This is a genomic window from Archangium sp. (genome assembly GCF_036389735.1).
Classification (GTDB): domain Bacteria; phylum Myxococcota; class Myxococcia; order Myxococcales; family Myxococcaceae; genus Archangium.
In genome coordinates this window covers 1-12,331 of sequence record NZ_DASVWK010000800.1, presented here as the reverse complement: position 1 = coordinate 12,331, position 12,331 = coordinate 1, and the positions used below count along the sequence as shown (strand labels likewise).

At 68.3% G+C, this 12,331-nt stretch carries 10 protein-coding genes; 2 read left to right on the top strand and 8 right to left on the bottom strand.

Annotated features, from left to right (window positions below; all coding sequences use genetic code 11):
* From typA to VF794_RS28200, 3 genes are all read right to left on the bottom strand, one after another.
* The coding region (gene typA, locus VF794_RS28210; protein ID WP_331115687.1) for a translational GTPase TypA at positions 1 to 1,743 on the bottom strand (1,743 nt) is incomplete at its 3' end.
* Between the two features lie 254 nt (positions 1,744 to 1,997).
* The gene (locus VF794_RS28205; RefSeq protein WP_331115685.1) at positions 1,998 to 2,945 is read right to left on the bottom strand and encodes an alpha/beta hydrolase; all 948 of its coding nucleotides are present in this window, start codon (positions 2,943 to 2,945) and stop codon (positions 1,998 to 2,000) included.
* A 4-nt stretch (positions 2,946 to 2,949) separates the two neighbouring features.
* Positions 2,950 to 4,542, bottom strand: coding sequence for a sigma 54-interacting transcriptional regulator (locus VF794_RS28200; protein WP_331115689.1), 1,593 nt, complete (start codon positions 4,540 to 4,542; stop codon positions 2,950 to 2,952).
* Between the two features lie 112 nt (positions 4,543 to 4,654).
* Here VF794_RS28200 and VF794_RS28195 point away from each other — a divergent pair, with 112 nt between their 5' ends.
* Positions 4,655 to 5,638, top strand: a complete 984-nt coding sequence (locus VF794_RS28195) for a cation diffusion facilitator family transporter (RefSeq protein WP_331115683.1) — start codon at positions 4,655 to 4,657, stop codon at positions 5,636 to 5,638.
* Between the two features lie 5 nt (positions 5,639 to 5,643).
* On the opposite strand, the gene VF794_RS28190 is transcribed toward VF794_RS28195, so the two are convergent.
* The 3 genes from VF794_RS28190 to VF794_RS28180 are packed head-to-tail and all read right to left on the bottom strand — an operon-like array spanning position 5,644 to position 7,890.
* The gene (locus VF794_RS28190) at positions 5,644 to 6,159 is read right to left on the bottom strand and encodes a thioredoxin family protein (RefSeq protein WP_331115681.1); all 516 of its coding nucleotides are present in this window, start codon (positions 6,157 to 6,159) and stop codon (positions 5,644 to 5,646) included.
* Positions 6,146 to 6,886, bottom strand: coding sequence for a hypothetical protein (locus VF794_RS28185; RefSeq protein ID WP_331115679.1), 741 nt, complete (start codon positions 6,884 to 6,886; stop codon positions 6,146 to 6,148). The genes VF794_RS28190 and VF794_RS28185 overlap by 14 nt, the downstream gene beginning before the upstream one ends.
* Complete coding sequence (locus VF794_RS28180) at positions 6,883 to 7,890, bottom strand: ABC transporter ATP-binding protein (RefSeq protein WP_331115677.1); 1,008 nt, start codon at positions 7,888 to 7,890, stop codon at positions 6,883 to 6,885. Before VF794_RS28180 ends, VF794_RS28185 begins: the two co-directional genes overlap by 4 nt.
* A gap of 114 nt (positions 7,891 to 8,004) precedes the next feature.
* Between VF794_RS28180 and VF794_RS28175 the strand changes: the two genes are divergently transcribed.
* Positions 8,005 to 9,903 (top strand): hypothetical protein, encoded by a 1,899-nt coding sequence (locus tag VF794_RS28175; protein ID WP_331115675.1) that lies wholly within the window; start codon positions 8,005 to 8,007, stop codon positions 9,901 to 9,903.
* A 32-nt stretch (positions 9,904 to 9,935) separates the two neighbouring features.
* Here the strand turns inward: VF794_RS28175 and VF794_RS28170 are convergent, their stop codons facing one another.
* Positions 9,936 to 11,609 carry a polysaccharide deacetylase family protein gene (locus VF794_RS28170; RefSeq protein ID WP_331115673.1) on the bottom strand — a complete coding sequence of 558 codons (1,674 nt, stop codon included), beginning with the start codon at positions 11,607 to 11,609 and terminating at the stop codon, positions 9,936 to 9,938.
* 107 nt (positions 11,610 to 11,716) lie between these two features.
* The coding region (locus tag VF794_RS28165; RefSeq protein WP_331115671.1) for a hypothetical protein at positions 11,717 to 12,331 on the bottom strand (615 nt) is incomplete at its 5' end.

Below are 12,331 nucleotides of genomic sequence, written 5' to 3'. Positions count from 1 at the left end.
CACCTCCACCAGCTCGTCGTCGGCGATCCACTCCAGCGCCTTCTCCAGCCCCATCTCGCGCGGCGGGGTGAGGATGACGTTCTCGTCGCGGCCCGCGGCGCGGATGTTCGTCAGCTTCTTCTCGCGGCACGCGTTGACGTTGAGCTCCGAGGGGTGCGCGTTCTCGCCGATGATCATCCCCTCGTAGATGGTCACACCCGCGCCCACGAAGAGCTGGCCGCGCTCCTGGATGCTGAACAGCGCGTAGGGCACCGTCTCGCCCATGCGGTCCGACACGATGGCGCCGTTGGCCCGCTTCGGGATGTAGCCGAACCACGGCTCGTACCCGTCGAACTGGGTGCTCATGATGCCCTCACCGCGCGTGATGGTGAGGAACTCCGAGCGGAAGCCGATGAGGCCACGCGCGGGAATCCGGAACACCAGGCGCGTACGCCCGCCGCCCAGCTGCGTCATGTCCGACATGCGGCCCTTGCGGGGCCCCAGGCGCTCCGTCACCGCGCCCACGCTCGTCTCGGGCACGTCGCAGAACATCAGCTCCATGGGCTCGTGCAGCACGCCGTCGATCGTCTTCGTGACCGGCTCCGGGTTGGAGGCCGTCAGCTCGTAGCCCTCGCGGCGCATCGTCTCGATGATGACCGCCAGCTGGAGCTCGCCACGACCCACCACGCGGAAGGCGTCCGGCGTCTCCGTGTCCTCCACGCGGATGGACACGTTGCGGTAGGCCTCGCGGTAGAGGCGCTCGCGCAGGTTGCGGCTGGTGACGTACTTGCCCTCCTTGCCCGCGAGCGGCCCGTCGTTGACCTTGAAGATCATCATCATCGTGGGCTCATCCACGGTGATGCGCGGCAGGGCCACCGGCTTCTCCACGTCGGCGATGGTGTCACCGATGGAGATGGCCTCGATGCCCGCGATGGAGACGATCTCCCCGGGGCCAGCGTCCGCGATCTCCGTGCGCTTGAGGCCCTGGAAGCCGTAGAGCTTGACGATCTTGCCCTGCTCGATCTTCCCACCATCCCGCATCACCGCCACGGGCATGTTGGCCGTGAGGCGACCGGCCTGGACGCGGCCCACCGAGAGGCGGCCCACGTAGTCGTCGTAGTCCAGGATGGCCACCAGCAGCTGGAGCGGCTCCTGGGTCGGCGCCGGCGGGGGCGAGATGTGCGAGAGGATGGCCTCGAAGAGCGGCTCCAGGGTCTTGCCCGGCTGCTCCAGCGAGGACGAGGCCTGGCCCTGGCGGGCGACCGTGTAGAGGACGGGGAACTCCAGCTGCGTATCGTCCGCGCCCAGGTCGATGTAGAGCGAGTAGACCTGATCCAGGATCTCCTTGGGACGGGCGTCCTGGCGGTCGATCTTGTTGATGACGAGCACCGTCTTCAGGCCCATGCCCAGCGCCTTGCTGAGCACGAAGCGCGTCTGGGGCAGGGGACCTTCGGCCGCGTCCACCAGGAGGATGACGCCGTCCACCAGGCGCAGACCCCGCTCCACCTCACCGCCGAAGTCCGCGTGACCCGGGGTGTCGATGATGTTGATCTGCTTGCCCTTGTAGGTGACAGCCGTGTTCTTCGCGAGAATGGTGATGCCCTTCTCGCGCTCGAGGTCGTTCGAGTCCATCACGCGCTCGGTCAGGGCTTCGTTGCTGCGGAAGATGCCCGCCTGACGGAGCATGTGGTCGACGAGGGTGGTTTTGCCGTGGTCGACGTGGGCGACGATGGCGACGTTACGAATGTTCTCTCGAGCAATCATGAGCGAGGCTGCCGGCGACACAGCCGGCGAGGAAGATCTGTGAAGGGCAAGACGCCCAGGCCCCGCGGGGGACCCTGTGTTGTGAACTTCACAGGAACGCGGAGGGCGGGCGCTTATATGCCGTGAGTCCCGCTCCTGCAACGTGGCTGGACAAAAGGATGCCAGCCGAGCAGGCGGAGCCTCCACGAAATCTCCGAGGGAGCGGGCCCCTCCGTCCCGGAGGACGAGGGAATCTCCGAGGGAAAGCCAGCCCGCTAGGTCAGCGAGGCGGCCACCACCTCGGGTTCCAGGTGGCTCCCCCGGAGGGAGGCCGTGGGCGCCGGAGGCGAGGCGGGCAGGTGCTCGCGCAGGAAGCGCTCCACCCGGAGCTCGATCAGCTCGCGGTGCTCCAGGGGGGCGGCGTGGGTGCCCTGGGGCACCATCATGAACTCGGCGTCGGGGATGTGGGCGGCCATCCGACGTGAGAGCCAGGCCGGGGTGAACTTGTCGCGCTCGCCCGCGATGATGAGGGTGGGCACGTCCACGTGGGGCAGGTGGTCCCAGGCGCTGTGGTGGGCGGCGGACTCCAGGGTGCGCACGAAGACGACCGGGTCCATGTTCGCCAGGTGGGTGAAGTAGGGGACGAGGTCGTTCTTGGCCAGCAGGGAGCGGTTGAGCTCCACGGAGAGGGCCACCTGCATGGCCAGCTCGGTACTGAGCAGGGCGCGGGTGAGGCGGGCCACGGGCTGGGGGAAGCTCTCCACGACGTGGCGGATGAGGGGGAAGAGCCGCTTGAGCCAGTTGCCGTCGTGGAAGGTGTCCAGCGGGGTGCCGTAGCTGCCGCAGATGAGGACGAGCCCCAGCACCCGGTCCGCGTAGCGGCGGTGGAACTCCAGCGCCACCTGGACGCCCATGGAGTGGGCGAAGAGCACGGACTTCTCGATGCCCGCGGCGTCCATGACCCGGTTCAGGTCGTCGCAGGTGTAGAGCATGCCGATGCGCTCGCGCTGCTGGGGCAGGCCCGAGCGGCCATGGCCCCGGTAGTGCCAGCGCATCACCCGGTAGCGCTGCTCCAGGTAGGGCGCGAGGTACTTCCAGACGAAGCCGTCGCAGCCCAGGCCGTCACACAACACCATGCCCGGCTGACCCTCGCCCTGCACCTGGTAGTACAGCGAGGCCCCATCGGGGACGGTGAGGTAATCCTGCCGGAAATAGTGGCTCATGGGCTCATGCATCCGCCTCGATGTCGGGAGGGAGTCCCTTCTCGAGGCCGTACTTCGCGATCTTCAAGATAAGGTTGGAGCGGCTGATGCCAAGCTCGCGCGCCAGCCGGCTCTTGTTATTGCCAGTGCGCAACAGTCCCTGGTGGATCATCTCCCGCTCCAGTGTCTCCACGGCCTCGTTCAACTTGCCGCTGGCGCGCGCGGAGGTGAGCAGCGAGCCGCCGCTGGGGGTGACGGCGTCGCGGATTCGGCTGGAGATGAGGTCGGCGGGCAGCAGCTCCAGGTCTCCGCCGAGCACCAGCAGGCGCTCCATCTCGTTCTCCAGCTCACGCACGTTGCCCGGCCACGCGTAGGCGCTGAGCAGGGCCATGGCGTCGGGGGCGAGGCCGCGGGCGTGCTGGCCCTCGCGGTGGTGCTTGCGCAGGAAGTGGTCCACCAGCAGGGGCAGGTCGTCCGGGCGCTCGCGCAGGGCCGGCAGCATCACGCGGATGACGTTGATGCGGTAGTAGAGGTCCTCGCGGAACTCGCCGCGCTTGACCATCTCGCCCAGGTCCTTGTGGGTGGCGGCGATGACGCGCACGTCCACCTCCTTGGACTGGGTGCCGCCCACGGGCAGGAAGGTGCCCTCCTGGAGGACGCGCAGGAGCTTCACCTGGAGTGAGGGGGACATGTCGCCCACCTCGTCCAGGAAGAAGGTGCCGCCGTCGGCCACCTCGAAGAGGCCCTTCTTGTCGCGCATGGCGCCGGTGAAGGAGCCGCGCACGTGGCCGAAGAGGGCGCTCTCCAGCAGGTTGTCGTTGAAGGCCGAGCAGTTCTGCACCACGAAGGGCCCCTGGCGCCGAGGGCCGTTGTAGTGGATGGCCCGCGCCACCAGCTCCTTGCCCGTACCGGACTCCCCGTTGATGAGGATGGTGGCCTCCGAGTTGGAAACCTTCTGGAGCAACTTGAAGATCTCCTGCATCGGTCCGGAGCGGCCGATGATGTCCTCGAAGCGGTAGCGCGCGTCCGAGGCCTGGGTGAGCGCCTGGCGGGCACTCTCTTCCTTCCGGACGCGCTCGGCGGTCTCGGCGGCGGTGATCTCGTTGGCGGCGTACTCCAGCAGATCCGTCAGCTTCCCCAGGTCCCAGTCATTCAGCACGGGCACGCGCTCCACGGCGCGCGCCACGTCCGTCGCGGCACCCGGTTGCAGCTCGCGCACCCGCGTCTTGAGCACCTCCTGCTCCCGCTCCGAGAGCGGCTCGCGCACGTAGCCCTCCACGAAGAGGCACCCCTCGTATTCGTCCTGGATATAGAGGGGAGCGCCCACCAGGCTGAACTGGAGGTGGCAGGGGTGCACGAGCCCGCGGCGCAGCCGCCGGTTGGCCCGGAACTGCTCATGCAACTGACGCACGGACTGGTTGCAGCGCCGCATGCCCTCCCGCGAGGTGAGCGAGAGCCGGCAGCAGTCGTTGGGCGTCGGGGGAATATCTCCGCCACGCTGCCAATCCAGCACGGTGCCGTTGCGATCCACGAGGTGCAGCTCCGCACGCCACCACTTGCGAATGACTTCTCGCAGCATGATGATGGTGTGCAGGTTCTGGTGCCTCTCGAGGTCCATCTGCCGTGTCTTGGGGATGTTCAACAGGGGGGGAAACCTTCAACCTGCGAGGTTTTTGGACTCTAGCCGCTCGGCACGTCTCCGTGGAGGAGCGTTCGCACCTCATCCGCCCGTGACTACTTCTCCCCACACCCATGGCGCGGCAGGGCATGACCATGATCACGATCATGATCACCATGGGCACGGTCACGGGAAACACGCGAAGCGTCCGCCCGCTTCCCTGAAGGAGGAACGGCGCAAGGACCGCAACCGGCTCTTCTTCGCCCTGGTGCTCACGGGCACCATCGCGGTGGCCGAGGCGGTGGGCGGGTACCTCACCAACTCGCTGGCCCTCATGTCCGACGCGGGCCACATGCTCACGGACATCAGCGCGCTGGGGTTGAGCCTGCTGGCGCTGTGGTTCTCGGGCAAGCCGGCGGACGTGAAGAAGACGTACGGCTACTACCGGATGGAGATCCTCAGCGCCCTGCTCAACGGGGTGCTGCTGCTGGGGATCACCGGGTTCATCCTGGTGGAGGCGTGGGAGCGCTTCCGCACGCCGGCCGAGGTGCGCCTGGGGCCCATGGCGATGGTGGCGACGGTGGGCCTGCTGGCGAACCTGGGGGCGCTGGGCTTCCTGCACCGTTCGCACTCGATGAACGTGCGCGGGGCCTTCCTCCACGTGCTGGGCGACACGCTCTCCAGCGTGGGCGTGCTGGTGGGCGCCGGGGTGATGTACCTGACGGGCTGGTACGTGGTGGATCCGATCATCTCCGTGCTCATCTCGGTGGTGATCGTGGTGGGGGCGCTGAAGCTGGTGCGTGACGCGGTGGACGTGCTGCTGGAGGCGGTGCCCTCGCACGTGGACCTGTCGGTGGTGAAGGAGCTGCTGACCAAGGTGGAGGGCGTGCGTGACGTGCATGACCTGCACGTGTGGACGATCGCCAGCGGCATGTACGCGCTGTCGGCGCACCTGGTGGTGAAGGATCCCATGGTGTGCAACAACGACGACATCCTCTCGGCGGTGAAGCACCAGCTCTTCGACCGCTTCGGGATCGACCACACCACCATCCAGATCGAGAGCGAGACCTACGCCCACCTGGGCGAGGTGCACTGAGTCGCTCAGCGCCTCGGAGCGGGGCGCCTGCCGGACGGCGTGGGCAGCCGGAGGAACTTCAACGTCTCGGTGTAGCCGTGGTAGCCGCGCTTCTGGCCCAGCTCCTTGCCGTCCGGCATCACCAGGACGAGCGTGGGGAAGGCACCCACCTTGTACTTGTCGATGAGGGCCTGCACGGCGGGAGGGTTCTCGCCCTCCTCCTCCCTGCGATCCTTCACCCGGACGGCGACGTAACGCGCGTTGAGGCGGCGGGCGTCCGCGTCGCTGTCGAAGACGTCGCGCTCCAGCATGTGGCACGGCCCGCACCAGTCGGCGGAGAACTCGTAGAGGATGGGCACGCCGCGCTCGCGCGAGAGGGCCTCGGCCTGCTCCAGGGGGACCCAGGCCACGAGGCTCGAGGGGACGGGCGGGTGGTCCTTCTCGTAGAGGCCGCTGGCCACGCGGGCGGCGAGCAGCAGGGGGACGACCACCAGCAACCAGCGGGGCAGGGCGTGGGTGGCGCCAGGGTTAGCGGGACGCATAAGACACCTCGCGCTGATTGAAGACGTGGATGCCAAGCAGCAGCAGCAGCGAGACGTTGGAGAGGTAGGTGGTGAGCCGGAACCAGGAGATGGGGCTCGAGGCGAACGTCTGGCGGATGTCCAGATGGGGCATGATCACCCCCAGGAGGTACTGGCGCACGGTGAAGGCGTACCGGGCCGACTCGTCCTTGCCCAGTCCGGGCAGCACCCGCTCCGCCAGGTAGTACAGCACGCCCCAGAGGAGGAGGTTGCCCCAGGCGGGCAGCCGCGTGGAGAAGCACACCAGGGCCGCGGCCATGCCGAAGCACAGCGAGACGCGGCCGAGCGCGTTGTACACCAGCTCCTCGAGGCGGGGCGGGTGAGGGGAGGTGTTCTGGATGAGGCCCCACTGCACCAGCGCGTGGGCCAGGGCCCAGAAGGAGGCCACGGTGCCCAGGGCCGCCCAGTGGCTGAGCACGTAGGAGGAGCGCCGCAGGGGGCGGGTGAGCAGCACGGGCAGCAGGCCCTCGGAGATGTCCCGGCCGATGGAGGCCAGTCCCAGGCTCAAGGGAATGAGGAAGAGCGTCTCCTTGGGGGGACTCAGCTCGGGGATGATCTGGAAGTCCGTGTACAGCAACATCGCCACCTGCCAGGACAGCGTCACGAAGAGGTAGGCGAGCGGCAGTCCCAGCGTGGGCAGTCGGTGGAAGCTCCGCAGGACACGGGACTGGTAGAAGGTCAGGTTCATGGGGTCCGGGCTCCGTGCTGCTGCTGGAAGAAGCGCTCCAGCCGTCCCTCCTCGCGGGCGGCGCTGGCCACGGGGAGGCCCGCTTGGAGCAGGGCCCCCAGCAGGCGCGAGGCGCTCCAGTCATCCTCCACCGAGAAGCGCAGGGAGTCCTCCGTGGTGTCCAACACCGTGGCGCCCGCTTCCTGGGCCACGGTGGCGAGCTGCTCGGACGAGAGGGGGTTGGTACCGGCCCAGCGCACCACCAGGGCATGGCGGGTGATGGCGGAGGTGGGCGAACTCAAGTCCTCGATGGCCTCCACGCGGCCGGCACGGAAGAAGGCCACCCGGTCGCACACCCGCTCGAGCTGCGCCAGGTCGTGCGAGTTGATGATGATGGTGACGCCGCGGGCCTTGATGTCGCGCAGCAGGGCGCGCAGGTGCAGCATGCCCTCGGGGTCGATGCCCAGCGTGGGCTCGTCGAGGAAGAGGAAGCGCGGCTGGGCGAGGAGCGCCTGGGCCAGACCGAGCCGCTGGAGCATGCCGCGGGAGAACTTGCGCGTGTCGCGGTCCCACACCGCCTTGTCCAGCCCCACCTGGGTGAGCAGGGCCTCCACCTCCTGGGCGCGCTGCTGCTTGGGGCGCTCGGCCAGGGCGTGGTGGAAGGCGAGGAACCGACGCGCGGTGAGTTCGCGGTCGAAGGTGAGGCGCTCGGGGAGGTAGCCGGTGACGCGGCGCACCTCCAAGTCATCCGGCGGCAGGCCCGCGACATGCACGGTGCCCGAGTCCGGCCACAGCAGGCCGAGCATGCACCCGAACAGGGTCGTCTTCCCGGCCCCGTTGGGGCCGATGATGCCGAAGGTCTCTCCGGTGCGGATCTGGAGGTCCACGTCCGACAGCACGCGCTGGCCCCGGCGGTAGGACTTGCTGACGCCCCGCACCTCGACTCCGAGTGTGGCCGGGGCGGGAGCGGGAAGGTCGGGGGCGGCCGTGGGGGTCTCGGGCCGCAGGGGTCGCGCGGTGGACATGGTGGGCTGGACTCCTGGAAGCGGGCCCAGCCTACCAGCTCCCTCGCGCTCGTCAGGAGACGTCTTGCCCGAGACAGCCTTGACGCCCCGCGTCCTGATCCTTAGATGCGGCGGGTGGATTCACTGCGTGCATGGAGTTGGCCCGGCCTTCTGGCGGTGTGGGTCGCCGCCTCGACGGGGCTTGCCCATGCGACGGAGACGGACCAGTACTTCGCGATCGACAAGGGGCCGCGGGACTCGCTGAGCGTCCTCAACGAGAAGGTCAACCGCGACATCCTGGGCGCCTTGGAGCTGGTGAACCGGCGAGGCTCCTGGGAGCAGTCCTCCTGTGAGGACGTCGCCCAGCGCATCTACCAGCGGTTCCGCATCTCGGGGCTCCACAAGATCGAGCTCTGGGCGGAGAACACCCCTCGGGTCGAGCGGGTGCCGACGCAGGAGGACTACGAGTACTTCCGGGAGAACGACTCCGTCTACCGCAACGAGCGCCTCTGGGACTGGGGCCTCTTCTTCGGAGTGAAGGCGACGTTCAACGTCGCGGGCGTCCACATGGGCGCGGACAAGCTGTCCCACTTCTTCCAGACGGGCTGGAAGTACCACAAGCGTTTCCGCGAGGAGCTGAAGCAGGGGGTCTCCGAACGCGAGGCGCTCGAGCGGATGATCCGCTACGGGGTGCGGACGGAGTCCATCAACCTGGGCCTCGCGACGACGGGCGTGTTCTCGTTCGGAGATCTCGAGGCCAACTACCAGGGGTTTCTCTTCTACCGGAGCCTGTGCCGGGACGAGAACCCTCGCATCCAGAAGACGGCCGAGGGCTGGCGGCTGAACCTCCCCTTCGACTGGCGCGAGTACGTCTCTCCCCGGTTCGACGAGACCTACAACAACTCCGCCTTCACCCCGAAGCGCTGGCGCGAGGTCCAGGCCAATCTGCGGCGGGACTACTGCCCGAGGCTCGAGAGCGAGGCGCTGGTGGAGCACTACCGGAGGTACGCGCGGTTCGCGTACGCGCCCGATGACTTCAGCCTCCGCTACGTCCGGGAGTTGAGCGCGAGCGGGCAAGCCCCACGTCAGGAGGAGTTCTCCCTCTGGGCGGCCTGCGGCCGGAGCCGGCCGGACTTCGACTCGGAGGAATGGGCTGCTCCGGAGGGGACCGCGACGGGTGGCGCTGGAGCCGTGCCGGGGATCGGGCTGGGACCCTCCAGTCCTGTGCCTCGGTACGAGGCCCCGCGTTTCGACGAGGCGCTCTTCCGGCCGAGCGGCGAGGTGGGTGGAGGCGGGCGCTCGGGCACGGGCCCGGATTGGAGCGCGCTGCTTCGAGTGCGCTTCATGCTCCGCGAGACCGTGGTGCCGGAAGATCCGTGGGATGTCGTGCGGACACCGGAGTACCTGCACTGGGCCACCCTCGATGGGACGCTCGTGACGGATCCCATCGCTCTGCCGCATGCCGACGTTCGCTTCACCCCGGTGGAGCGGCGCTTCGAGTTGAACGATGCTGCCACCGGCCGCACCCTGGCGGTGGGGGTGGCGCTGGGCTCGACGCGCCTCACGCGGTTCCTCGAAATGGACCGGGGAGTGGGCGTGGAGGCGTCCGTGATTGGCCTTCGCGGAAGGGTGGGGACGAGCCTCGGCGAACGGCAGCGGGTGAGGGTATTCGCCTCGGTGGCGGTGGACGGGGTCGGGTACAAGGGGGCGCTCCACGTCTCGGAGCTGGCCGCGTTCCATGGGGTGCACGTCGCCACGCTGGCGCCCGAAGCCGGAGCGGAGCTGCTGCTCGGAGAGCAACTCCGGCTCGGCCTCGTCGTGGGAGGAAGCGCGGGGCTCGGCCTGGGGTGGACCCGGGGCGAGCCTGGGCTGTCCGCCCAGTCGGATCTCAAGGCCTACGTCGAAGGGCAGGTGGATGTGAGGAGGTTCGTCCGCCTGTTCGCCCGGGGCCAGCAGGACGCCATCCGAGAGCCCGGACGTGACCGGCTGCTCTCCACGCCGACCTTCCTCGGCGGCGCCGCGTTCCTGTTCTGAGCATCAGCCAGCGGCACCGTACTTCTGGGGCCTCACGGCACCAGTCGGAGGTCATCGATATAGAGAGTGCCCTGGTCTTTTCCGGAGGTGTCCTGGATGTAGAGGTCGCGCAGCGTGCCGGCGCTCAAGCCCAGGGAGCTGAAGGGAATGGAGACGCGCTGCCAGGTGCCTGCCTGGATGGGGTGTCCCAACGCCGTGTTCAGCTGCACCACGCCGAGCACCGTGTCGCCATCGCGCAGCTGCACCCGCACCTGCTGTCCGCCGCTGGTGCCACCGTGGACCCACAGCTCGAGGGACGTGTAGCGGCTCAAGTCGATGCCCGTGCCATGGTGGAAGTAGAGGGCCTTCCAGGCGTCGGGCTCGAAGGAGATGGCCGAGGTCCCCGCATACACGGTGGTGCGTTCGTTGAGGTTGCGCGTCGCCCAGCTCCAGTCCGAGAAGCCGATCCCCAGCGCGTCCGCGTAGAGGGAAAGGGGCCTGGGCGCGGCGCGGATCAGCCGGACCTCATCGAGGTAGACGGCGCCCTGGTCCCCGCCCGAGCCGTCCTGGATGTAGAGGTCGCGCAGGGTGCCCGAGGACATGCCCACCGCGGCGAACGGGATGGAGACCTTCTGCCAGGTACCCGCCTGGAGGGGATGGCCCAGCGCCGCGTCCAGGCTCGCCGAGCCGAGGATCGTGTTGCCGTCACGGAACTCCACCCGCACGCGCTGCCCGCCCGTGGTACCGCCGTGCACCATCAGCTCCAGCGACTCGTACTGGCGCGCATCGAGCCCCGAGGCGTGATGGAAGTAGAGGGACTTCCAGGCGTCGGGCTCGAACGACATGGAGGACAGGCCGCTGTACACGGTGGTGCGCTCGTTGAGGTTGCGCGTCGCCCAGCTCCAGTCCGCGAAGCCATCACCGAGCATGTCGTCGTAGACGAACGTGTACCCGGTCGGGTCCACCGTCCGTCCCTCCGACAGGGCCACGCCCTCCGAGACGGTGACGTTGCGCACGTTGCTCGCCTTCACATAGTCGAGGATGGCCGTGAAGTCGCTCACGGAGCACTCCGTCGAGCGGGTGGGCGTGCCGTTCACGAACTCGTGGAAGACGAGGATGAGCCAGCTGCCGTCGGCGGCGGCCCTGTCGATCCATTCGCGCACCGTGGCCACGCTCACGCTGCTCGTCACGTCGTAGGCCCGGAGCTGGAGGATGTTGGAGTCGCGGAAGTTGTGGCCGCCGTTCACCGTGCGGTGGCTGCCGTAGTACTTCTGGGCGGTGGTGAGGACGTCCGCGGTGTACCGGCCATAGGGCGAGGCGAAGGCGGGCACCGAGGCCAGGCCGAACTGGGACTTCAGCCACGCCTGCGAGTCACGCAGCTCGGCCTCCACCTGCGCGGCGGAGAGCGTGGTGAGGTCCGGGTGCGTCAGCGTGTGGCCGCCGAGCTCGTTGCCCTCGGCGAGGATCGTCTGCACCTGCGGCGCCGTCAGGTAGCTGGCCCACCCGTTCCGGACGCCCTCGGTGACGAGGTAGTAGGTGGACCGGAGGCCGCGCTGCTGGAGGGCCGGGCGCGCCCACGTGTACTGCGAGGACCACCCGTCATCCATGGTGATGGTCACCATGCCCTGGGCGAAGGGTTGGGCGGCCCAGGCGGGAACCGCTCCCGACAGCAGCAGGACCAGCGCGAGGCCCCGCAGAATCCGATGTACGACAACCGAACCGGCCATGGTGTGTTTCCCTCGTGATGAAAGCGCGCCCCGCGCCAGATACTTTCATCACAAGGAAAACAGAGAAAAGCCTAGAATGCCAGCAATCCAGGATTTTACGCGTGGGGTCAGAAGCGCCCCTCGCGGGCCTCCTCGAAGTTCACCCGGTGCTGGAGGTAGGTGCTGTACAGCAGGTGCGCCTTGCCGAACTCGAGGCGACCGCCCTCCGAGAAGTGGTGGATGACCGCGTCACGGCCTCCGTCGCGGAACGGATCCCAGTCGTTCCCCAGGCCGAAGAAGCCGGGGACGATGTCCCGGTCATTGACGTAGTGCACGTACTTGGGCCCGTCCGGGAAGATGGCGCCGGCCCCGCCGAAGGTCTCCACGTTGATGCGGCTCATCAGGGCCTCCGTCTGCTCCCGGGACAGCCCGTTCTCGATGCGCAGCCGGTTGGCCACGTCCTTGAGCGCCCGCGCGGTGATGAGGCCACCCTGGCTGTAGCCCATGAGGTGCACCGAGCGGCCCGCCATCAGCTCCGAGTAGACGGTGTCCGCCAGGGTGTCCACCGCCGGGTTGCGCCCCTTGTCGAGCTTATCCTGGATGGACTGGCCGATGTCCCCGGCCACGCCCTCGGTGGAGTTGTGGATGCCCACCACCTTGGCGCCCGAGGTCTCCGCGATGGACTGCATCTCCTTCATCTGGCCATCCAGCGGCGTCATGATGCCGTTGACGTAGAGGATGGT

Coding starts and splice junctions, on each gene's coding strand:
- VF794_RS28205 (WP_331115685.1), bottom strand. CDS start 2,945: ATGAGCCACTATTTCCGGCAGGATTACCTCACCGTCCCCGATGGGGCC.
- VF794_RS28200 (WP_331115689.1), bottom strand. CDS start 4,542: ATGGACCTCGAGAGGCACCAGAACCTGCACACCATCATCATGCTGCGA.
- VF794_RS28190 (WP_331115681.1), bottom strand. CDS start 6,159: ATGCGTCCCGCTAACCCTGGCGCCACCCACGCCCTGCCCCGCTGGTTG.
- VF794_RS28185 (WP_331115679.1), bottom strand. CDS start 6,886: ATGAACCTGACCTTCTACCAGTCCCGTGTCCTGCGGAGCTTCCACCGA.
- VF794_RS28180 (WP_331115677.1), bottom strand. CDS start 7,890: ATGTCCACCGCGCGACCCCTGCGGCCCGAGACCCCCACGGCCGCCCCC.
- VF794_RS28170 (WP_331115673.1), bottom strand. CDS start 11,609: ATGGCCGGTTCGGTTGTCGTACATCGGATTCTGCGGGGCCTCGCGCTG.